This is a genomic window from Actinomycetospora sp. (assembly GCF_036497245.1).
Lineage (GTDB): Bacteria > Actinomycetota > Actinomycetes > Mycobacteriales > Pseudonocardiaceae > Actinomycetospora.
The window spans coordinates 1-22,735 of record NZ_DASXJS010000098.1 but is presented as its reverse complement, the minus strand read 5'-3'; the positions used below and the strand labels follow the sequence as shown (position 1 = coordinate 22,735).

17 protein-coding genes are annotated in these 22,735 nt (G+C 74.6%); 6 read left to right on the top strand and 11 right to left on the bottom strand.

The window, feature by feature from the left end; genetic code table 11:
• The 6 genes from VGI02_RS10950 to VGI02_RS10925 all read left to right on the top strand — a co-directional run.
• Positions 1–778, top strand: a 778-nt coding sequence (locus tag VGI02_RS10950; protein WP_331627373.1) for a GMC oxidoreductase, incomplete at its 5' end; no start/stop codon positions are given.
• 26 nt (positions 779–804) lie between these two features.
• Complete coding sequence (gene zwf, locus VGI02_RS10945; RefSeq protein WP_331627372.1) at positions 805–2,181, top strand: glucose-6-phosphate dehydrogenase; 1,377 nt, start codon at positions 805–807, stop codon at positions 2,179–2,181.
• Positions 2,178–3,608 carry an NAD(P)/FAD-dependent oxidoreductase gene (locus tag VGI02_RS10940; protein ID WP_331627371.1) on the top strand — a complete coding sequence of 477 codons (1,431 nt, stop codon included), beginning with the start codon at positions 2,178–2,180 and terminating at the stop codon, positions 3,606–3,608. Before zwf ends, VGI02_RS10940 begins: the two co-directional genes overlap by 4 nt.
• Positions 3,609–3,613: 5 nt before the next feature.
• Positions 3,614–7,129 carry a thiol reductant ABC exporter subunit CydD gene (cydD, locus tag VGI02_RS10935; RefSeq protein ID WP_331627370.1) on the top strand — a complete coding sequence of 1,172 codons (3,516 nt, stop codon included), beginning with the start codon at positions 3,614–3,616 and terminating at the stop codon, positions 7,127–7,129.
• A 28-nt stretch (positions 7,130–7,157) separates the two neighbouring features.
• Positions 7,158–9,827: a winged helix-turn-helix domain-containing protein gene (locus VGI02_RS10930; protein ID WP_331627369.1), complete on the top strand. Its 2,670-nt coding sequence runs from the start codon at positions 7,158–7,160 to the stop codon at positions 9,825–9,827.
• A 131-nt stretch (positions 9,828–9,958) separates the two neighbouring features.
• Entirely contained in the window at positions 9,959–12,562 is a 2,604-nt protein-coding gene (locus VGI02_RS10925; protein WP_331627368.1) for a helix-turn-helix transcriptional regulator, read from the top strand.
• Positions 12,563–12,598: 36 nt separating this feature from the next.
• On the opposite strand, the gene VGI02_RS10920 is transcribed toward VGI02_RS10925, so the two are convergent.
• The 11 genes from VGI02_RS10920 to VGI02_RS10870 form a co-directional block, all read right to left on the bottom strand.
• Positions 12,599–13,261 (bottom strand): hypothetical protein, encoded by a 663-nt coding sequence (locus tag VGI02_RS10920; RefSeq protein WP_331627367.1) that lies wholly within the window; start codon positions 13,259–13,261, stop codon positions 12,599–12,601.
• Positions 13,258–13,425: a hypothetical protein gene (locus VGI02_RS10915; protein ID WP_331627366.1), complete on the bottom strand. Its 168-nt coding sequence runs from the start codon at positions 13,423–13,425 to the stop codon at positions 13,258–13,260. The genes VGI02_RS10920 and VGI02_RS10915 overlap by 4 nt, the downstream gene beginning before the upstream one ends.
• 71 nt (positions 13,426–13,496) lie before the next feature.
• Positions 13,497–14,270, bottom strand: a complete 774-nt coding sequence (locus VGI02_RS10910) for a maleylpyruvate isomerase family mycothiol-dependent enzyme (protein WP_331627365.1) — start codon at positions 14,268–14,270, stop codon at positions 13,497–13,499.
• The gene (locus VGI02_RS10905; protein WP_331627364.1) at positions 14,267–14,998 is read right to left on the bottom strand and encodes an oxygen-binding di-iron domain-containing protein; all 732 of its coding nucleotides are present in this window, start codon (positions 14,996–14,998) and stop codon (positions 14,267–14,269) included. Before VGI02_RS10905 ends, VGI02_RS10910 begins: the two co-directional genes overlap by 4 nt.
• A 67-nt stretch (positions 14,999–15,065) precedes the next feature.
• Complete coding sequence (locus tag VGI02_RS10900; protein ID WP_331627363.1) at positions 15,066–18,008, bottom strand: helix-turn-helix transcriptional regulator; 2,943 nt, start codon at positions 18,006–18,008, stop codon at positions 15,066–15,068.
• Positions 18,009–18,064: 56 nt separating this feature from the next.
• Positions 18,065–18,940 carry an LLM class flavin-dependent oxidoreductase gene (locus tag VGI02_RS10895; RefSeq protein WP_331627362.1) on the bottom strand — a complete coding sequence of 292 codons (876 nt, stop codon included), beginning with the start codon at positions 18,938–18,940 and terminating at the stop codon, positions 18,065–18,067.
• An 85-nt stretch (positions 18,941–19,025) separates the two neighbouring features.
• Positions 19,026–19,373, bottom strand: a complete 348-nt coding sequence (locus tag VGI02_RS10890) for a hypothetical protein (protein WP_331627361.1) — start codon at positions 19,371–19,373, stop codon at positions 19,026–19,028.
• A gap of 141 nt (positions 19,374–19,514) precedes the next feature.
• A complete protein-coding gene (locus VGI02_RS10885) occupies positions 19,515–20,630 on the bottom strand; it encodes an AI-2E family transporter (RefSeq protein ID WP_331627374.1) in 1,116 nt (371 codons plus the stop codon).
• A 117-nt stretch (positions 20,631–20,747) separates the two neighbouring features.
• Positions 20,748–21,641 carry an SMP-30/gluconolactonase/LRE family protein gene (locus VGI02_RS10880; RefSeq protein ID WP_331627360.1) on the bottom strand — a complete coding sequence of 298 codons (894 nt, stop codon included), beginning with the start codon at positions 21,639–21,641 and terminating at the stop codon, positions 20,748–20,750.
• Between the two features lie 66 nt (positions 21,642–21,707).
• Entirely contained in the window at positions 21,708–22,136 is a 429-nt protein-coding gene (locus VGI02_RS10875) for a DUF1707 SHOCT-like domain-containing protein (RefSeq protein WP_331627359.1), read from the bottom strand.
• A gap of 46 nt (positions 22,137–22,182) precedes the next feature.
• A partial coding sequence (locus tag VGI02_RS10870; protein ID WP_331627358.1) for an SAM-dependent methyltransferase occupies positions 22,183–22,735 on the bottom strand: 553 nt, incomplete at its 5' end.

Here is a 22,735-nt window from a genome sequence, read left to right as displayed (position 1 = left end):
CGACATCGTCGTCGTCTCCGCGGGCGCGGTGAACTCGGCGGTGCTCCTGCTGCGCTCGGCCAACGACCGGCACCCGGCCGGGCTGGCCAACGGGTCGGACACCGTCGGGCGCCACTACATGCGGCACAACAACGTCGCCGTGATGGCCGTGTCGAAGGAGCCCAACCCCACCCGGTTCCAGAAGACGCTCGCCCTCAACGACTGGTACCTCGGGTCCGACGACTGGGACCACCCCCTCGGCGGCGTCCAGATGTTGGGGAAGTCCGACGCCGAACAGGTCCGGGCGAACGCCCCGCACTGGGCAGGAGTGATCAGTCCGGAGATGCCGTTCGAGGAGCTCGCCCACCACGCGGTCGACTTCTGGCTCTGCGCCGAGGACCTCCCGGAAGCGGAGAACCGGGTCACCCTCGAACGCGACGGCAGGATCCACCTGGCCCTCGACGAGAAGAACAACGTCGAGCCGCTCAAGCGGCTGCGCCACGAGCTGCAGGGCAGGCTCGGCGATCTCGGAATGCACGCGAACCACCTGGTGCACCACAGCATCTACATGCACAAGGGGATGCCGATCGGGGCCACCGCCCATCAGGCGGGCACCGTCAGGTTCGGCACCGACCCGGCGAGCTCGGCGCTCGACGTGCAGTGCAAGGCGCACCAGCTCGACAACCTCTACGTCGTCGACACCAGTTTCTTCCCGAGCATCGGCGCGGTGAACCCGTCGCTCACGGCGATCGCCAACGCGATGCGCGTCGGCGACCACATCCTCGATCGACTCCGCTGACGCAGGACGCGGGACAGGAGAACGGCATGGCAACCGAACGGGTCGACGCACTGGTGATCTTCGGGGCGACCGGGGACCTCGCGAAGCTGGAGACCTTCCCGGCGCTGGTCGGGCTGGTGGAGCGCGGGGTGCTCGACGTCCCCGTGGTCGGCGTGGCCAAGAGTGGATGGGGCCTCGAGCAGTTCCGGGAGTACGCGGCCGCCTCGCTGCGTCTCAACGGCCTCGACGAGACCAGCCCGGCCGCGGTCGCGATGCTCGGGCTGCTGCGCTACGTGGACGGGGACCTCGACGACGACGCGACCTACACGGCGATGTCCCGCGAGATGGGCGACGGCCGGGCCCTGTTCTACCTCGAGGTGCCGCCCCCGCTGTTCGGCCGGATCGCCCACGGGATCGCCTCGGCGGGACGGGCTGCCGGGGCACGCGTCATGGTGGAGAAGCCCTTCGGCACCGACCTGGCGACCGCGCAGGCGCTCAACGCCACCATGCTGGAGGTCTTCCCCGAGGACGCCATCTACCGCGTCGACCACTGGCTCGGCCTGGACCCGGTCGAGAACGTGCTCTTCGCGCGCTTCGCGAACTCGGTGCTCGAGCCGCTGCTCAACCGCACGCACGTCGAGGGCATCCAGATCACGATGGCCGAGGCCTTCGACGTCGCCGACCGCGGCCGGTTCTACGACAAGACGGGTGCGATCCGGGACGTCGTGCAGAACCACATGCTCCAGGTGCTGGCCACCGTCCTCGCCGACCCGCCCGACGGGCCCGGGCTGAGCTCCTGGCAGGCCGCCAAGGCCCGGGTGGTCGAATCGCTCGCGCCGCTGTCCCCGGAGACGACGGTCCGCGGCCAGTACGAGGGCTACCACCAGGTGGAGGGGGTCGACCCGAACTCGACGACGGAGTCGTTCGTCGCCCTGCGCCTGGCCGCGGACTCGTGGCGGTGGGCCGGCGTGCCACTGCTCATCCGCGCCGGGAAGTGCCTGCCCGTCACCGCGACCGAGGTCGTCATCCGGTTCCGGCCCGCCCCGCACGACGTCTTCGGGCTCATGCCCGACCCGGCCGCCAACGCTCTGCGGTTCCGGGTCTGGCCGGAGACCGAGGTCGGCCTGACACTGGCGGGCAAGAAGCCCGGCGCCGGCTGGGCGGCCGAGCACCAGGAGCTGACCTTCGCCGCGCGGCCCGGGTCGGACATGCGTCCGTACGACCGCCTCATCGGCGCGGCGCTCGACGGCGACCGCTGGCTCTTCGCCCGCCAGGACACCGTCGAGCAGGCGTGGCGCGTGGTGGAGCCGGTCCTCGGCGACGCCGTCGAGGTGCACCCCTACGCGCGGGGCACCTGGGGGCCGAAGGAGGCCGAGGGACTGCTGCCCGAGGGCGACACCTGGTACGACCCGCGTTCGTCATGAGCACGGGAAGCACCGGCGTGGCGTCGATCGAGCCCCAGCGGATCGTCATCGTGGGCGGCGGGTTCGCCGGACTCTTCGCGGCCCGGGCCCTGCGCCGGGCCCCCGCGGAGATCACCCTCGTCGACAGGGCCCAGCACCACCTGTTCCAGCCGCTGCTCTGTCAACTGGCCACCGGGATGCTGTCCGAGGGGCAGATCGCAATCCCGCTGCGCAGGCTCCTCGCCCGGCAGCGCAACGTCCGGTGCGAGCTCGCCGAGGTCGTCGACGTCGACCCCGTCGCGCGGCACGTCGTCGCCTCCCGGCCCGGGGCGACCCGGATCGAGCTCGGCTACGACGAGCTCGTGGTCGCCGTCGGGGTCCGACAGTCCTACTTCGGGCACGACGAGTTCGCGCGCTGGGCGCCGGGCATGAAGACCATCGGCGACGCCCTCGCCATCCGCCGGAAGGTGTTCGGTGCCTTCGAGATGGCCGAGACCGCCACGGACCCCGCCGAGCGGCGCCGCTGGCTGACGTTCGCGCTCGTGGGGGCCGGGCCCACGGGCGTCGAGCTCGCCGGGCAGATCCGCGAGCTCGCCACCCGCACCCTGCGCGACGAGTTCCGGACCATCGCCCCGGAGGAGGCCCGGGTTTTGCTCTTCGACGGCGGCCACATGCCGCTCGCGTCGTTCGGCCCCACGCTGTCGCGCAACGCGGCGAATGCGCTGGAGGAGCTGGGCTTCCAGGTGGCGATGGGCTCGATCGTCACGCTCGTCGATGCCGACGGACTCGTCGTGCGGGACGCCGCCGGGGTCGAGACCCGGTACGCGGCGGGCACCGTCCTGTGGACCGCCGGTGTCGAGGCACCACCCGTCGTCGCCGCCCTCGCCGCCGCCACCGGCGCGCCCCGGGACCGGGTCGGGCGGATCCGGGTCGATCCCGACCTCACCGTCCCCGGCCATCCCGAGATCTCGGTGATCGGCGATGCCATGAGCGTCGAGGGCATGCCCGGGGTCGCGGAGGTCGCGATGCAGGCGGGCTACTACACCGGACGCCGGATCCGGCGACGGATCAGCCTCGACAGGCCCCACGTCCGAGCCTTCCGGTATCACGACCTCGGATCGGCGGCCTACATCTCCCGCGGCCGCGCGGTCGTCTCCGCCGGGCCGGTCCACCTGACCGGCGCCACCGGCTGGCTGGCGTGGCTCTTCGTGCACATCGCGTTCCTGACCGGGTACCGCAACCGGCTCGGCGCGGTCCTGAGCTGGGCGACCACCTTCACCCGGGACATCCGCCGAGAGCGGGCGTTCGCCACGGAGGGCATCGACCGGGACCGGGACGACGACCCGGCGCCGGCCCCGCCCGCGGAGCCGCCCTCCGGTCTGCCCGCCGATCTGCCCGCCGAACTGCCTTCCGACCTCCCGCGCCGGGGGCCGGCCGTCACGCGGTGAAGGCCGTGGACGGGCGCATCCTGCGGCACGTGGCCGCGGCCCGGCGCGACATCACGCTGACCGCGCTCGCCGGAGTCCTCACGGCCGGTCTGATCATCGCGCAGGCCGGGCTGCTCGCCGAGCTCGTGACCCGCGCGTTCCTCGGCGGCGAGGACCTCGGCGCGCTGACCGGGGTGCTGACGGCGCTCGGCGCGGTCGTGGCAGGGCGGGCGCTGCTCGCCTGGCTGGGCGAGGTCTCCGCGCACCGGGCCTCGGCCACCGTCACCCGCGCGCTCCGTACCCGGCTGCTCGGCCACGTCCTGGCGGTCGGCCCCCGGCACCCGGGACTCCCACCCGGCGGCGAGCTCGCCGCGCTGGTCGGCCGGGGTGTGGACGGCCTCGACGGGTACGTCCGGCGCTACCTCCCCGATCTGGTCATCAGCATGGTCGTGCCCCTCGCCGTGGCGGTCCGCGTCCTGGCGGCGGACTGGGTCTCGGCCGCCATCATCGCGGTGACCGTCCCCCTGATCCCGCTCTTCATGATCCTCATCGGTCTCCACACCCGGGACGCCGTGGCCCACCAGTGGCGCACGCTCGCGGCGCTCGGCCACCACTTCCTCGACCTCGTCGCCGGGCTCGACGTGCTCACGGCCTTCGGGCGGGCCCGGCGGCAGAGCGACGAGATCGCCCGGTTCTCCGGGCGGTACCGCCGACTCACTCTCCGGACCCTGCGCACCGCGTTCCTCTCGTCCCTGGTCCTCGAGGTGCTCGCCACCCTCTCGGTCGCCCTGGTGGCGGTCTCGGTCGGTCTCCGCCTCGTCGACGGACGGCTCGACCTCGCCACCGGCATCCTGGTGATCGTCCTGGCCCCGGAGGTCTACCTGCCCCTGCGGCGGATCAGCGCCCGCCACCACGAGAGCGCCGAGGGTCTCGCCGCGGCCGACGACGTCGCCCGCGTCCTGGACCTCGCCCCGGTGGGACCGGCCGCGGGCGACGGGCTCCCGGCGCCGGACCCGTCCACGACGACGCTGCACCTCGACGCGGTCGGGGTGGACGGCCGGGCGGGTCCCGTCCTCGACGACGTCTCGGTCGACCTGGCGCCCGGCGAGGTCCTCGGCCTCGCCGGCCCGAGCGGGGCGGGGAAGTCCACGCTGATCGACCTGCTGCTGGGATGGCGCGCGCCCGATCGCGGCCGGGTGGTCGTCGGCGACCTCGATCTCGCCGCGCTGGACCACTCGTCCTGGCTGGCGCGCGTCGCCTGGGTCCCGCAGCAACCGCTCCTAGTCAGCGGCACCGTCGCGGACAACGTCCGTCTCGGCGCCCCGGACGCGACGGACGCGGCGGTGGCCACGGCGATGCGGACCGCGCAGCTCGACCTGGACCTGGACGCGGAGGTGGGCGAGCTCGGGCGGTGGCTGTCCACCGGCCAGCAGCGTCGTGTCGCGCTGGCCCGCGCGCTGCTCGCGGACCGGCCCTACCTCCTGCTCGACGAACCCACCGAGGGCGTCGACGCCGAGACCGAGGCGGCGCTCCTGGGCGCGCTGCCCGCGGCTCTCGCCGGCCGCACCGCCGTGGTGGTCAGTCACCGCAGCGCCGTGCTCGGTCTCTGCGACCGGGTCATCGCAGTGCCCGGCCCACCCGCCTCCGCACCGGGCCACCCGGTCCCGAGCCCCCGGCCCGAGATGCGGGACGAGCCGCCGGTGGAGCTCCCGGTCGCGTCGCCCGCGGGACCGGCACCGACGGGTGCCCCGGACCGCCCTCTCCGGTGGCTGCTCGCGACGGCGTGGCCGCACCGGGCCCGCCTCGCCGGCGCCGTCGGCGCCGGGAGCCTGGCCCTGGGCTGCGCCGTCGCGCTGACCGCCACCGCCGCCTGGTTGATCTCCGCCGCGGCCCTGCATCCCCCGGTGCTCACCCTGATGGTGGCGATCGTCGCGGTCCGGGCGTTCGGTCTGGCCAAGGGCGCCTTCCGCTACCTCGAGCGGCTCGCGTCCCACGACGTGGCGCTGCGGGTGCTCTCCGACCTGCGGGTCCGGGTCTGGGAGTCCCTCGTCCGCCTCGGGCCCGCGGCCACGGGCCGCCTGCGCCGCGGCGACCTCCTGGCCCGGCTCATCGGCGACGTCGACGCCCAGCAGGACGTCCTCGTGCGCGCCCTCGTCCCCGGCGCCTGCGCCATGGTGGTGGGGGTGGCGACGTCGCTGGCCCTGGGCCTGCTCCTGCCGGGCGCCGGGATCGTCATCGCGGCCGGCCTCCTCGGCGCGGGGGTCCTCGCTCCGGCGGTGACGCTGGGTGCGGTCCGAGCGGCCGCGAGCCGCACGGCCGCCACCCGGGGAACGGTGGCGGCGGCCGCCACCGAGCTGCTCGTCGCCGGTCCGGACCTGGTCGCCTTCGGTGCCGCCGAACCGCGCCGGGCCCGGATCGCAACCCTCGACCGGGGACTCGCCACGCTCACCCGCCGGGCCGTGGCCGGGACGGGCGTCGGCGGGGCGATCTCCACGCTCGCCCTCGGGGCGAGCATGGTGGGCTGCGGCGTCGTGGGGATCCTCGCCCTCCGCGCGGGCACCCTGCCCGGACCGGCGTTCGCGGTGCTGGTCCTGACCCCGCTCGCCCTCACCGAACTGGTCGTCGGCCTGCCCGACGCCGCGGAACGGCTCGCCTCGGGCCGGCATGCCGCGCGACGGCTCGCATCCCTCGAGAGCGCCGTCGCGACCGTCACCGAGCCGCTTTCGCCCCGCCCCGCACCCGTGATCGAGAGGATCGACGCCCGTGCCCTCGAAGTGCGGTGGCCGGGGGCGGACCGGGACGCGGTGAGCGACCTCGACCTCGATCTCGGCGCCGGCGGGCACCTGGCGGTCAGCGGTCCCTCCGGCGCGGGGAAGAGCACCCTGATCGCGGCCGTCATGCGCACGCTCGACCTCCGCGGCGGGTCGCTCCGGCTCGACGACGTTGACGTCCGCGAGATCCTCTCCGACGACGTCCGCGGCCGGATCGCCTGGTGCGGTCCCGGCGCCCACCTGTTCGACAGCACGCTGCGCCAGAACCTCCTCGTCGCCCGCCCCGACGCGACCGGTGAGCAGCTGGTGGACGCGCTCGACCGCGCCGGCCTGCGCGCCTGGTGGCAGAACCTCCCCGACGGCCTCGACACGCGCCTCGGCGGAATCCGGTCGGGTGTGTCCGGCGGCGAGCACCAGCGCCTCGGGATCGCGCGAGCCCTGCTGGCCGACCGCCCGGTGCTGGTGCTCGACGAACCCACCGCCCACCTCGACGCCGCCACCGCCGAGCAGCTGTGCACGGATCTCGTCGAGCTCTCCCGGGGACGGACGACGCTGGTCGCCACGCACCGGCCCGGCGAGATGCCCGGCTTCCGCGAAATCCGGATGAGCCGACCCGGGCGGAGATCGTCACTCTCCGACGTCGGAAGGGCACCCAGTGTCGAGCGAAATTCGGTCGCGTCCCACCACATCGAGCAGCTGATTCCCCGAGCGCACCAGAACGGGTCCGATCCACGCCCGGAGAATGATAATCTCGTCGAGGGAAATAATTGAACGGAGTATCGAGCGGCCGAGGATGACGGTGACCGGAGATCGTTCCGAGGGGTTCCTCCACTCGGTGGATGTTCTCGGTACCGACGCGAAATATACCGTTCCCCGCGCGTTGCACGTCGTCGATCGGCCGCGTTTGTACGACCGTCTGGACGCTGCGTGGGAGTCCCCCGTCACCCTGCTGTCCGCTTCGTCCGGGTGGGGCAAGACCGTCCTCGTCGGGTCGTGGCTCCGGGCCCGCGGGTCGGCCGGACCGGCGGCGTGGCTGTCCGTCGGGCACGCGGCAGACGATGCCGGCGCGTTCTGGCGCGCGGCCGCGGCCGCGCTGGCCGGAGTCCTGACCGGACCGGACGCCGCGACGCTGCGCCGGGTCGCCGCCGGGCACGGCGGCGCCCGCGACGTCGCCACGCGCGTCGCCGACGCGATGCGCCACGTCGGGACCCCTGTCGTCCTGGTCGTGGACGACCTCCACGAGGTCGCCTCGCCCGAGGTGTCCGCGAGCCTGCTGCGCCTGGTCGAGGGCCCGGTCACGCCGCTCCGACTGATCGTCCTCACCCGGCGCGATCCTCCGTGGCCCCTGCGCCGGCTCCGACTCGCCGGACTGCTGGCGGAGATCCGGGCCGCCGAGCTCGCCCTAGGCCCGGACGAGATCCGCGAGATGTTCGGCCGTCTCGGGGTCGGGATCACCGAGGCGCAGCTCGCCCTGCTGGGGGAGCGCACCGAGGGATGGGCGGCCGGCCTGCGATTCGCCGCCCTGACCCTGCAGGAGGCGGGCACGGACACCGCGCGCTACGTCGAGTCGTTCTCCGGTGAGGACCGGACCGTGGCGGCCCACGTGCTCGGCGAGGTCCTCGAGCCACAGTCCGCCGCCGTCGTCGACTTCCTGCGCGACATCGCCCTCCTCGACGACGTGTGCGCCGAGCTGGCGGACGCCGTCACCGGCCGCGCGGACGGGGCGGAGATGCTGGTCGAGCTGGCGGCGGCGAACCTCGTCGTGCACTCCCCGGGGGACGACGGCCGGTGGTTCCGGCTCCAGCGGGTCGTGGCCGACGTCCTGCGCACCCGGACGCCGGATCCGCGGGTGCGCCGCGACCGCCACCGCCGCGCCGCCGAGTGGTACCGACGCCAGTCCCTCCCGGCCCCGGCGATCCGGCTCGCCCTGCGCGGTGGACTCTTCTCCCTGGCCGCCGAGCTCGTCGGCGTCCATGTCCTCGCGTTCGTCCTGCGAGGTCGCGGTCCCGAGCTCGACGGAATGCTGTCCTCGATTCCGCGCGACGAGCTGCTCGCCCGGCCCGAGCTGGCCGCGGGGCTGGCCGGGGCCCGCATGGTGTACGGGCTCGAGGAGGGGGTCGGGGAACTGGTCACCGCGGCCGCCGCGCGGATCGACGAGCTGTCGGCCCGGCGGGCCCGTCGGGTCCGGTTGCTGCTCGACCTGGTCAGCGTCGCCGACGCCCGGATCCACGGCGATCTGCACGGTGTCGTGGTGGCGTGCAGCCGCATCCCGCACGACCCCTCGAGGCTCGTGGAGCTGGGCATGTCGAGCTGGGACCTCGTCCGCGTCCTGGTGCTCAGCAACCGGGGCACCGCCGAGCTCTGGCTCGGCGAGCTCGACGCCGCCGACGTGCACCTGGGCGCGGTGACGGCGGCGCAGCCCGCGGGAAGCGTCATCCTTCCCCACCTCAACGCGGGGTCGCACCGGGCGCTGCTCGAGTGCGAGCGCGGCGAGCTCACGGCGGCGCAGACCCACGCGCGCGACCTGATCGCCCGGGCCGAGGGAGTCGGCTCGAGCCGGATCGCCCAGGTCGTACCGGCCTACCTGGCCATGGCGTGGATCCACCTCGACCGCGGCGAGCCCACCGAGGTCGACGAGTGGCTGCGCAGGGTCGACGAGGTCGAGGGCACGGTCCCGGAACCCCACGTCCAGCTCGCCGCAGCGATCCTGCTCGCTCAGCGCGGCGCCGAGGCCGCTCCGGAAGATGCCCTGGCCGGGCTGCTGGCCACTACCACGCGGCTCGCCGGACGGACGCTGCCGGCCCGGCTCCACGACCGCGCTCTCCTGGTCCGGGCCGAGATCGCGGAGCTGCTCGGAGACCCGGATCTGGGACGAGAGGTACTGGCCGGCCTGCGCGACCCCACATCCGCGGAGGCGGTCGCCGCGATGGCGTCCGTCCACCTGCTCGAGGGCGATCCGGACGCCGCCGCCCGTCACCTCGCGACTCTCGACGGGCCGTCGGCGACCCTGCGGGACCAGGTGACGACCCACATCCTGAGGGCACTCACCGCGGCCGCCCGGGGTGACGTCGAGACGGCGCTGCGCCCCCTCGACCAGGCATTGATCGTGGCCGCGCCCCAGCGGCTGCGACGGCCCTTCCTGCGCCGCGCCGACGGTCTCCGCGCGCTGCTCGCCCGGCGGGTCCGGCACGGCACCGAGGCCGCGGGATTCGCCGTCGCCGTGCTGGACCGGATGAGCGGCGACGCGGCCGCTCCGAATTCTGCGCGAGTACCCGTCAGCGCGCTCACCCGGCGGGAAACGGTCATCCTCCGTTACCTGGCGAGTACGCTCACGAACATTGAGATCGCCGCGGAGCTGAGCGTCTCCATCAACACGGTGAAATCGCACCAACAAACGGTCTATCGCAAGCTCGGCGCCGCCGGTCGCTCGGACGCCGTCCGGGTGGGCCGCGAGCTCAAGATGCTCTGAGTCGAAGATCGCTTTGCGGCCATTTCATTCCCGGAGAATGACCCCTTCTCATCCTGTCCCGAGCACGCTGAGTGACAGCGAACCTCCCGGACCCGAGGTCGAACCCGACCTTGAGTGTGGAGGTGCCCGCCGTGTCCGTGGTCGTCGGCCACATCGAGCTCGGGTCGAAGATCGAACCTCCGGCTCCGCCCGCCGGGTTCGTCCCCCGGAAGCATCTGCGGGTGGTCCTGGACGGGGCCACCGCCGGCGCCGCGGTGACCATGGTCTGTGCCCCGGCCGGGACCGGTAAGACGGTGTTGTTGGCCGAGTGGGCCCGGACCAGGTCCGCGCCCACGGCGTGGGTCTCGGTGGACCCGGACGACAACCGGCCCGGAGGCCTCTGGTCCGCCGTGGCGCACGCCGTCGCCCGGTGTGTGCCGGCGCTGGCCGACCTCCTTGTCGGGCCGACCGCGGTGGGGGACCGGACAGGGGTGAGACACCTGCTCGTCGTGCTCGACGCACTCCCCGGCGAGCTCCGCCTCGTCCTCGACGACGTCCACGAGCTCACGTCACCCGCGGTGCTCGGCGAGCTCCTGACGATGATCCGGTACAGCCCGGCGAGGCTCCGTCTGGTGCTGGCCGGACGGCGGCCGCCGGCGCTGCCGTTGTCGCGTCTACGACTGCAGGGCGGCGTGGTCGACCTCGGGGCCGATCAGCTGGGGTTGTCCCTCGCCGAGACCGCGGCGCTGATCTCCCGGTGCGGTGCGGTGATGTCGCCCGAGCAGGTGTCGACGACGCACGTGACGACCGGCGGCTGGGCCGAGGGGATCCGCCTGACCGCCCTCGCGGCCGGCCGGTCGGGCGACGTCCGAAGCTCTGCCGGGACGATCTCCGGGGCCGAGCACGCGATCGCCGAGTACCTCGAGGAGGAGGTACTGGGAAGCCTGTCCGCCGCCGACCGGTCCTTCCTGCTGGACGTCAGCGTGTGTGACGCCGTCGCGCCGTCGCTGGCCGCACAGCTCAGCGGCCGTTCCGAGGCCGGCCGGGTCCTCGAGCGTCTCGTGCACGAGACCTCGCTCGTCTCCGGCCCCGAGGACGGACGCTTCCGCCTCCAGCCCCTGGTGCGGTCGTCCCTGTCCGGCGAGCTCGGCCGCCGGCAACCCGCCCGTGGCGCGCAGCTCCACCTCCGGGCGGCCCGGTGGTGTGCGGTCCACGCCCGTCCCTTCGAGGCCATCGTCCACGCGCGATCGTCCGGCCGGACGGACGAGTTCATCGCCCTCGTCCGCCGGTGGGCGATGCCCTTGGTCCTCGCCGGCGAACACGACTCCCTGCGCCTCGCCGGCGCGATCCTCGGACCGGCGAGGGTCGCCGATGACGGGGTGCTGCGTCTCGTGCTGCCCGTGCTCGACGACCTGGCCGGGGACCCGGCCGCCGTGTCCCTGCGCGGCGCCCTGACCGCAGGTGCGACCGAGTTCCGCGCGCTCCGGGCCGTCGGGGACCTTGCCGCGAGCATCACCGGCGGCGTCGAGGGGTCCGGCCCTCGGGCCCGGCTGGAGGGGGCGCTGGCCGAGGCCATCGACGGCGCGACCCGGCTGTTCGTCTCGGGTGACCGTTCCGGGGCGGTGGTGCGGCTCGAGGCGGTGTCCGCGCGGGCGGTCGACCTCGGTCTCGATCATCTCGCGATGCAGTGCTCGTCGTTGCTCGCCACGGCGGCCGCGGTGGTGGGCGACGCCGTGCGGATGACCTCCCATGCCACCGAGGCGATCTCGCTGTCCGAGCGCGGTGGGTGGGGCGTCTCGGCCTGGTCCGTGGCGGCCCGGTCGGCCCTGGCCTACGGCGGACTCCTCGGTGCCCGTCCGGACGACGCGCGCCGGCATGCGGCCGATCTCCTCGCGCACGCCCCGGGGAGCCTCCACCCGGCCCAGGAGCTGCTCCTGACCGTCCTGGGTGCGGCCGCCGAGTCCGATGCGGGCCGGATGCGCGGTGGCCTGCACAGGATGCAACAAGCCCGGGTGGGGTTCGCGGACCGGGAGCTGACCGGAGCGCAGGCCGCCCTGGTGGCGGTCCTGGAGCACGAGACCGCCCTCGCCCTGGGGCACGCGGCGCATGCCCGCGCCGCCCGACGGTGGCTCGAGGTGCGTGTCGGACGCAGCGGCGACGTCGCGGTCATGGCGGCGCGTGAGGCGCTCGCCGCCGACCCGTCCGTCCTGGTCGGCCACGTCGTGGCGCCCGTCGTGGCGAGGACCACCCCGGCTCTTCTCCCCGACGTCGAGATCGAGGCCGTGTTGCTCGGTGTCCGCGACGCCCTGCTCACGCAGGACCGGGCGCGCGCCCGGCGGCTGCTCGTCGATGCGCTCGACCGCGCCGCACCGCTGGACCTGATGCGTCCGTTCACCCACGCCTCGGCGTCCGTCCGGGAGGTCATGGCGCATCAGCTCGGCAGCTTCGGGTCGGCCGACGGGTTCGCGCGACGCGCCCTGGTCGCCGGCGTCCAGGGGCGGGCCACATCCCGCGCGGGCCTCAGCGGACGGGAATCGACGATCCTGCGGCTGTTGCCGTCGCTCTCGACGACCGGCGAGATCGCCGACGACCTCCACGTCTCCCTGAACACCATCAAGTCCCAGATCGGCGCGATCTACTCCAAGCTCGGTGTGAACAACCGGCGGGCGGCCGTGGTGGCGGCCTACGACGCGGGCCTGCTCGGCGACGTCACGCGGACATCGGACCAGGACTCGAGGACGTCGGCCGTCGGCTGAGGCCCCGGTCGGCGCCCCGGTTCAGCACGCCCCGGGTCAGCGCCGGCGCCACGACCGTCCGAGGACCGCCAGGCGTGGTCGTCGCGCGGTGTCGTTCACCAGGCACCCCGCCTGCCACCGGTCGACCCAGTCCGGCATGTGGGCGGCCAGCAGGGCCTCCACCTCGACGTCCGGGCCGAGACGGAGCGTGTCGGCGAGCGCGCGGTCGCCGCCCAGGAGCCTGGCGAGCATCTTCGGCGGCACCTCGGAGGGGTGCACCGGGACGCGGTAGCGGCGGGCCAGGGCGGCGCGTTGCTCGCCGGCGATGCCCGGCCCGGTGACGAGGAACCGCGGATAGCCCCGGGAGGCGCGCCAACCACGGGCGCCCTCGACGACCTGCCCCCACAGCGCGACCACGCCGAGCACCTCGTGATCGGACGGGCCCCACTCCAGGATCCCGGGGTCGGCCACCGCGTACAGCCCACACCGGCAGGTGTCGCCGGGCGGGGTGTGGTTCCGCGATCCGCACGACGCGACGAGGGGTCGCGCCGCGGGCCAGGGCGCTCCCGCGAGCGGAGCGATCAGCTCCGTCCGGCGTTGCGCCCGCCGGCCCACGCGCCACGTCCGCCAGCCCAGGACGGCGTCGGGGACGTCCGGGACGCTCGCGGGCGCGGTGTCCGCGGCCCCGTCGCGACGATCCGGCCGGGGCGGGACGGTCACGACGGGCGGTCGGGCCGCGCGCTCGTCCTCGGGACGGTGTCCTGATCGAGGGAGACCGGCGCCCGCTCGACCGCCGACTGCTCGTGCACCGCGGGTGCCTCTCCCGGCACGGGCGAGCTGGCCGGCTCGGCGGTGAAGCGCCGGCGGACGGGTCCGATCTCCATACCCGGCAACGCTGCCACGTCCGGGGCCGCCGGACCAGCCTCGGTGGCGCGCGGATCAGATTGGACCGTCCTCAGAACGGCACCTCCTGGGCGAGCAGCCCCTCGCCCGGCAGCCGGCCCGCGATGGTCCGGCAGAACTCGACGGCGTCGAGAGTCAGCTCATCGCCACCCTCGCCGTGGGTGAACCCGCCGCCGGCGGGACCGGTCAGGCGCAGCCGGAACGGCTGCCCGTGGCGGCGGGCCCACTCCGCGACGACGTCGGCGACGATCCGTCCGTCGTGGGCGGGGGTGAGCTCGAGCGGGCGGCCGGTGGCGACCGCGACGTCGACGCGGTGCATCCACGTGTCGCGGGTGAGGATCACGTCGAGGATGAACGCGAACTTCCAGGTCTCGGTGGTGCCGTCCCGCAGGTCGTTGGGCATCGGGAGGGCGCGCATCAGCCGCCTGCTCCCGCGCCAGCGCGCCTGGACCGGTCCGGCCGCGCCCATGCGGCTGATCAGCTCGCCGGTCGTGAGCGAGGCGTTGGCCCGGACCTGACGGGCGGTCATGGTGTCGATGAACGTCGTGCCGGGCTGCTGGGCCCTTCCGGCGCCGATCATGGTGCGGGCGACGACGGGCACGCTCGTGAACGTCTCGGTCATGCCGAGCACGTGGCCGGCCAGCGACCGCACGTCCCACTCGGTGCAGTCGGTCGGGCGCGCCCAGTCGGGGGTGCGCAGGTCCCGGAGGAGGGCCACCATCCGGGACGTCTCGGTGCGCCCGAGCTCCACGGTCTCGGGCCGCTCGATCGGCCGGTGGTCCTCGACGCGGGTGGTCATGACGGGCTCTCCGTCCCGGGCGCTCATGCCGGGCTCCCGACGGCGAGCCGGGCCTCGTAGGCGTCGGCGAGCTCGCGCAGCGCGCCCGCGCAGTCCCCGGCGAAGGCCGGGCCGTGCATGAGCGCCAGGGTGCGCGGCTCCAGGTCGGCCAGGCGGCGCAGCGTCGGGCCGGTCGACGTCGTCAGGGCGGTCGCCCCGAACATGTCCTCGGTCGCCATGGCAGGCCCGATCAGGTCGGCGTCGTGCACTATCGCCGGCCCGTCGCCGAGCTGGGTGAACAGGTCACCGCAGAACAGGGTGCGGGTGGTCTCGTCGAAGAGGACCTGCGCCTCCCAGCCGTGCGGAACGTGCGGCGTGAGCAGGGCGCGCATGTGGTGGCCGCCCAGTTGATAGGTGCCGTCGTCGATCATGTGCTGCGGCGGCCGGTCGGCCAGGTCGTCGACCGAGACGAGGCAGCCGAGCTCGTTGAACACCACCTCGGCGCCGGGGACGGCGTCGAGCCAGGAGTTCATCGCGCCGCACTCGTCGGACTCGACGTGGCCGAAGCTCAGCCACCGCAGCCGCTCGATCGGCAGGACCTTCCCGACCGCCTCCGCGATCATCGGGAACATCCGCCGGGGGCCGAGGTGGAAGAGCATGGGCTCGTCGGCGTCGATGAGGTACTGGTTGAAGGTGAGGCCGCCGGGAGCGGCCTCGGGGACGCACGTCGAGAGCCGATAGACGCCCTCGGAGATCTCGTGGACCGATGTCTGCATGCGACGAGCGTGGTCCCGGCACCACCCCCGGCGGATCGGGATGCGCACCCCCATCCAACGTAGGGGCTCACCCATCCATGACCCCGTGGGTGCGGGCGAGGTCCCCCAGGGCCGCGCGGTTCCGCACCCCGGTCCGGTCGAAGAGGCTGCTCAGGTGCCGCTCGACGGTCTTCGGCGAGAGGTGGAGCGAGGCCCCGATCTCGGGCGTCGAACGGCCCTGCGCCACCAGCCGCAGCACGTCGAGCTCCCGACCGGTGACGCCGAGGGCCCGCAGCGGGAGCGGGACGTCGGAGGTTCCGGGGCCGCGGCGCGGCACCGGCGCCCCGGTGGCGCCGAGGAGGGCACGGCAGCGTCGGGCGGTGCGCTCGAACCCGCCCGCGGCGAAGAACGCCTCGCACTCCCGCAGCCATCCGACCGGGTCGCCCCAGCCGTCGCGGGCGGCGGCCCGGGCCACCAGGAGCTGCTGGGCGTGGACGAGGCCGGTCCCCAGGGGTGCGGTCCGGAGCCCGGCGTGCGCGGTCGCCATCAGGGCGGCGGCGCCGTCGGCGTCCCCGCGCCGCCCTCGCACGATGGCGTCGACGACCGCGAGGGCCTCGGTGAACAGCGGTACCCCGAGGGCGGGGGCGGTCTCGGCGAACTCGGCCCGGGCAGCCGCGCCGAGGTCGTCGTCGGAGATCGCGTGCAGGGTCACCCACAGCGCGCGGCCCGGGTAGATCGACTTCCGGGGTGGTGCCACCCGGACGTGCTCCATCATGGTGTCGAGCAGGCCGGGGAGGGCGTCCAGGTCGTCGGCGACGACGGCCCGCGTGGCCAGCACCCGGCCGTAGAGGTCGCCGAGGATGCGGGGGTCGGCCGGGTCGCGGGCCAGCGCGGCGTCGACGGCCGCCTGCATCGCGGCGTCGTCACCGGCCAGGGCGTGCGCCCCGGCGAGCCAGAGGTGGGCGACCGGTCCGGTGGCGAGCCCGTAGCGCCCGCTCGCCTCGGCGCAGGACCGCGCGGTGGTCAGGCACCCGTCCCGGTCGAAGTTCGACAGTGCGACGTCGGCGAGGCTGAGGTCCATCACCGCCGTGGTGATCAGCGCCCCGTAGCGCTGCGCCAGGTCGCGGGTCTCGCGCAGCGGACGGAGGTCGCCGCGGGCCCACCCTGCCAGCGCGAGCTCCTGCCGGGCCCGCAGGTGCCGGTCCGCGAGGCCGTGGCGCTCGGCGACGTCGGACGCCCGCTGCAGCCAGGGGATCGCCGCGTCGGCGCCGTCGGCACTGGCGACCCGCCCCAGGACCTCCAGGGCCTCGCACTCCACGGCCGGCTGAGCGGTGGCGGCGGCTCCGTCGACGGCGGCGTGGGCGAGGGCGGCCGCGTCGTCGAGCCGGTCGTCGTCCAGCGCGACGTGCGCCGCCACGGCGTCGATCCGCGCCCCGAGCGCCCGGTCGCGGCCCTCGTCGGCGGCGGTGCGGGCGGCGTCGACGTACCCGACGGCGACCGCGGTGTCCCCGGCTGCCAGTGCGGCCCGGGCGAGGACGACCAGCAGGTCGGCCCGGCGGTCCGGGTCGTCGGTGAGCAGCCCGACGACCTCGCGCCCCACCGCCAGCGCGTCCCCGGGCTTGCCCGCGGCCACGAGGACGCGGACCAGCGTCCCGTCGGCGTCGAGCGCGACGGGGCTCCCCGCCGAGGCGAGCCGGCGGGCACGCCGGGCCGTGGCCTCCGCCGTGACCAGGGCACCGGCGCCCAGCGCCCGGCGCGCGCTCTCGACGAGCCGGTCGGCCGCCTCCTCCGGGGCGCCGGCCGCCTCCGCGAGCTCGGCCGCCAGTTCGCAGACAGCGCCGGGCAGGCCGGGGTGCGCCCGCTCGATGGCGGGCCAGGCGCGTCGGGCAAGGTGCATCCGGTCGGGTGGGAGGACCTCGGCGAGCACCGCCTCGCGGGTGAGGGCGTGGCGGAACGAGAACGCGTTCCCCTCGACGGCGACGAGCTGCTCGGCGAGCGCGGCCCGCAGCCCGTCCACCACGTCGCGGCCGTCGACCTCGGCGATCCCCGGCAGCAGCTGCCAGTCGAAGCGCCGCCCGAGCAGGGCGGCGGCGTCGACCACGCGCCGCGTCGTGGGGTCGAGCGTGCCCAGCCGCCGCCGGATCGACTCCCGCAGGCTCGCGGGCACCGTCGGGACCAGCTCGCCGAGACCGGCCCAGCGCCCGCCGTCGACGGTCAGGGCCCCCGAGGCCACCAGCCCGGCGAGCAGCTCCTCGACGAGGAACGGGATGCCCTCGCTGTGCGTGCGGACGAACGCCTCCAGCTCGGCGGGCACCGCGGTCGTCCGCAGGCACGCGGTCACCATCCGGTCGACGTCGAGCGGTGGCAGCGCGGACACCGGGATCGTCGAGCCCGGATCCCGCCGCGCGAGCCGCTCGACGAGTCCGGCGGCGGCACCGTCGGGCCGCGCCGTGCACACGCACAGCACGGGGGAGCCGTGCAGGGCGTCGGCGAGGTAGTCGACGGCGTCGACGGTCTCCGGGTCGGCCCAGTGCAGGTCCTCCAGGACGAGCAGGCACCCGTGGTCGCGACCGATCAGCCCGAGCAGCCGCGCCACTCCCTCGCCGAGCAGCACCGGCGAGTCGTCGAGGCCGGCGCCGGACCCGGTGCGCCAGGCCGGGAGGATCCTGCCGAGATGGCCGTGGAAGCCCGCGAGCTCGGGGCCCTCGACGTCGAGGCCGGTGCGCGAGGCCGCGAGCAGCGCCTCCGCGAGGGGCCGGTAGGCGACCGGATGCGGGCCCGGCACGGCCCGCCCGAACAGCACCGTCGCCCCCGCGGCCCGGGCGGTCGCGGTGGTCTCGCGGACCAGCCGCGACTTTCCCGCGCCGGCCTCCCCGACGAGGACGACCACCCCGCCCGAGCCGTCCGCGGCCGCCGCGACCCGGCGGCGCAGGAGGGCCGCCTCGGCGTCGCGCCCGACCAGCTCCGGGCACACGAGCGAGGGGCCCGCCCCGACGCTCGGCGGCCCACCCTCGTCCGGCTCGCCGACCATCGGACCCCCACCCACGACGGTGGAGCGAGTCTAGACCGGCCGGCGTCCGCCGGGCCTCAGCGCGACGGGACGACGATCTCGTCGGCGACCCACTGCGCGACCCCGACGGGCCAGGGCGCCGGGAGCCCGAGGGTGACGTGCGTGAAACCGGCCCCGAGGGCCTCGTCGACCGCCTTGCGGGTTGACCCGGGCTCGTCGTAGGACACCGGCAGGTGGATCGAGCGGGTGATCGAGGCGGGGTCGCGCCCGATGTCCGCGCAGTAGCGGTCCAGCAGGGCGCTGCGGGCGACGACGTCGTCGAGGTCCCCGCCGGGGATGTTCCACAGGTCGGCGTGCTTTGCGACCACCCGCAGCGTCGCCGCTGCGCGTCCGCCGATGAGGATCGGCGGGTGGGGCTGCTGGAGGGGCTTGGGGTTGCCGAACGCGCCCGTCAGCTCGACGTGGGCACCGGCGAAGTCGAACGGCTCGGTCTCGGTCCACAGGCGCTTGATCATCGTGCACGCCTCGTCGAGCGCGGCCACCGAGGCGCCGAAGTCGTGATAGGGCAGGCCGTGGCCGTCGTACTCGCGCCGGGCCAGCGGGTGGCTCGGTCGGGAACCGGCTCCGATCCCGAGGACCAGCCGGCCCCCGGAGACGATGTCGACGGTCGTGGCGATCTTGGCCAGCATCGCGGGCGGCCGGAACCGGTTGCTGGTGACCAGGACGCCGAGGCGCAGCCGGCGGGTCTGGGCTGCGAGGGCGGAGAGCAGCGTCCAGCCCTCGAAGATCGGCCCGTCGGGGTCCCCACCGATCGGCATGAGGTGGTCGAACAACCACGCGTGCTCGATCTCCGGGACGCTGTCGGCCTCGTGCCAGACCCGCGCGATGTCCTGGTAGTCCACCTGCTGCGGGGCGGTGGCGATCCCGAAGCTGGGACCGGGGGTGTGCGACATGACGGCGTCGCCCTTCTGGAGACCTAACGGAACCTTGTTCCGCAAAACATACGGAACAAGGTTCCGGTAGGCAAGCCGCGCGCCGTCAGTTCTGGGCGCTGATCCCGTTGCCGCAGCTGCCGGTGTTCGTGGCGGAGTTGCCGCCGCCACCGTGGGAGTCGCCCGCCTTCGAGAGCAGCGGGATGCTCAGGCCGAGGTCCTGGATCGGCACCTGGACGCCCCCGGCGTTGACCGGGACGTCGTTGTTGCACAGGTCGCCGGTGGTGTTGGGGGAGAAGTCGCTGATGTTGACCAGCCCCTCCTGGACCGTCTTCCCGTGGCCGCCGTCGCCACCGTCGTGGCCGTGATCGGTGGCCATGGCCATGCCGGCGGTGGAGACCAGGCCGGTCGAGATCATGGCCGTGGCGAGGACGGTCTTGCGCAGGGTCGCCATGTGCGGCGGGTCCTTCCTGGGGGGAGCTCGGTCGCCCGGATCAGGCTCGGCAACCGTTGGATGACGTGTTGACAACACCGGGATCCGCTCTCGGGTCACGGGCCACGCGACCCGTTCATCGCAACGGGTGACGCCCCGGAGTCACGGATCCCCGCCCTGTTCGGCGGTCACGGCGTCGTCGTCCCCGTCGGCCGCCGGCGGCACGGCCCGGGCCGCGAGCATGGCCGACACCCAGGACGCGCCCGGGTGCGCGTCGACGAGCACCGCCTTGACCAGCAACGTCAACGGGACGGCCAGCACCGCGCCGAGCGGTCCGAGCATCCAGGCCCAGAACCCGAGGGACAGGAACACCACGGTCAGCGAGAGCCCCACGGCGTCGCCGACGTAGCGCGGCTGCACCAGGGAGCAGAGCACGAAGTTGACCACCAGGTAGATGACGACGACGAGCAGGCAGCGCGACCAGCCGCCCTCGAGCAGGGCCAGGACGGCGGGCGGGACGACCCCGATGAAGAACCCGACGTACGGGATGTAGTTGGTGATGAACGCCAGCACGCCCCACAGCAGGGCCAGCGGTATCCCCAGCGCCAGCAGGGCCACGGTGTCCACGACCGCCGTGAGCAGGCCGAAGACCGTGGTGACGACGAGGAAGCGCCGCGTGTTGACGGCGAACGCCTCCAGGGCCGCCGCCGACCCGGGGCGCGCCTCCGCGAGAACGTGGAGCTTCGCGCGGAAGCCCCCGGACTCGATGGTCAGGAAGAGCATCACCGACAGCAGGAACACCACGTTCCCGGTCAGCCCGACGACCCCGCCCAGCACGGTCCCGAGCACGCCCGCGACGCGCCCGACGTCGAGCGAGCCGGCGAGCTCGGCGAGCGGGACCGGGCCGATGCCGTGCTCGCGCAGCACCACGAACAGCGACCCGAGCAGCTCGGCCGCCTCGGCGCGGTACCCCGGCAGCAGCGTGACCAGGCGCGCGACCGACGCCACGATCCCGCCCGCCAGGACGACGATCACCGCGTAGACCAGGATCACCAGCACCACACCCGCCGCCCAGCGGGGGAGCCCACGCCGGTGCAGCCACCCGTGGACCGGCCGCACCGTGATCACCACGACGAGGGCGAGCATGACCGGCGCGACCAGCCAGGCCACCGCCCGCACGCCGGTCGCCAGGATCACCGCGGCCGCGCCGCCGACCAGCACGACCACGGCGGGCGGCAGTCCGCCTCGCCGCGGAGCCGGGTCGGCCCCGGATGTCATCACCGCGCCCCCTCGAGAGCTCTCCCGATCACAGCCCCGAGCGGTTCGCCGGGCCGTCACCCTGGAGCCCCGCCGCCCCCCGGTGGGCCGGCCCGGCCACGTCGAGAGGTGCGCTGCTCACGAGCCGGAGGCACCCACCTCGACGGTCGTGGCCAGGATGGCCCCCTCGCGGGCCGCGCGCCGGTTGTGCTCGAGGAAGTCCGGCGCCGCGCAGAGGTAGAGCGTCTTCCCGTCGGAGCCGCCGAGGCCGCAGGCGTAGACGCCGGTCCCGGGGGAGACCTCGTCGACGATCTCGCCGCCCTCGCGCACCCGGATCGCCCGCCCTCCCAGGGCGTCGGCGATCCACAGGCAGCCCTCGGCGTCGAGCGCGCAGCCGTCGGGGGCGACCGACAGCTCGCCGAGGGCCTTCTCCTGGTCGGTCTCGGTGGGCAGCGGGCCGAACGAGGCCCACGTCCGGCGGCGGCCCAGCCCGCCGTCGTCGGCGATGTCGAAGGCGGAGATGCGGTTGCCCAGGGTCTCGTCGACCAGCAGCGTCCGGCCACCCGCGGTCACGACGCTGCCGTTGGGGAACCACATGTCGCTCGCCGCGAGGTGGACGCTCCCGTCGGGGTCGACGCGGTGGAGCGACGTCGGCGCGACCGGGTCGCCCGCCATGAGGTCGAAGCCGAAGTTCCCGACCCAGGCTCGGCCGCTCGTGTCGACGATCATGTCATTGAGCTGCGAGGACACCACGTCGGAGAGATCGGCGTGGGTCGTGAGGGTCCCGTCCGACTCGCGGCGCAGGATGCGCTGGTCGCGCTGCGAGACGACGAGCATCCGGCCGTCGGGCAGCCAGCCCAGTCCGGAGGGCTGCTCGGGGACCTCGGCCTCGGTGCGCAGGTCGGCGCCGTTCTCGGTGACCGACAGGACGCGGTGGGTGTAGAAGTCGACGAACCAGAGGCGATCGTCGTGCCAGCGTGGGCACTCGGTGAAGGTCAGGCCGTCGATCACGGTTCGGATGTCGCGGCTCATCAGGCCTCCGGAGTCGTCGGGCCACCCCGATGCGGCCCGGGGCACCCTAGCGTCGCGGTGCGGCGATCAGAACCGGCGAGGTCCGAAGCGCCCGGCGAGCAGGAAGACGATCGGGAAGAACGCCAGGCCCGCGGGCTGCCCGCCCACCACGACGAGCAGCACGATGCCGATCACGGCCAGCAGCGGGAGGAGCGCCATCGCCGTGTGTCGGTGGCGCAGCGGGTGGTGCTCGGGGGCTCGCTCGGAGACGGCCGCCGAGGCGGAGTGCGGCGCCGCGAACTCCGGGTGCGGCGCGGGGAGGTCGGTGAACAGCTCCTCGAGCTCGTGGCGGTGGGTCGCGGCGCCGGCCGTGCCGGAGCGGTCGCCGTACTCGCTCACGTCGAGGCGCCCCGCCTCGAAGTGCGTGTCGAGCGCGCGCAGCGCCGCCGCCCGCTCGTCGTGGCCGACCCGGAGATCCGGGGGCTCGGCCGGTACCCGGTCCGCGTCCTCACCCATGACCCCATGGTGCGCCTCGCCCGGCGAAGCGGTGGTGAGAAGCGGGTCAGCCCGGCACGATCCCGGCCGCGCCGTAGACGCCGACCGGAGGCGCGGCGCCGGGCGTGGGCCAGTCGGCGACGTCCACGAGCCCGGGCGGGACCAGGTCGAGTCCCGCGAAGAAGGCGGAGAGCTCCGCGCGGGTGCGCAACGTGAGCTCGGTGGCGCTCCCGCGCATGGCCTCGCCGACGCCGTGCAGCGCCGCCGCGAGCGCCGGGTCGTCCTGGTCGTCGCTGTTGTGGCTCATCGCGACGACGCTGCCCGGGGCGAGCGCGTCCCGGTATCGACCGACGAGCCCGGCGGCGTCGTCGGCCACGAAGTGCAGGACCGCCACCATGAGCACCCCGACCGGCCGTGTGAGATCGAGCAGGCGCGCCACCCCGGGGTCGGCGAACACCGACTCCGGATCGCGGACGCCGGCGCGGGTCACCGTCACCGGGCCCAGGTCGGCGGTGATCTCCCGGGCGTGGGCGACCGCCACCGGCTCGAAGTCGACGTAGGCGATCCGCGCGCCCGGGTCGATCCCGTGGGCGATCTCGTGGACGTTCCCGACGGTCGGG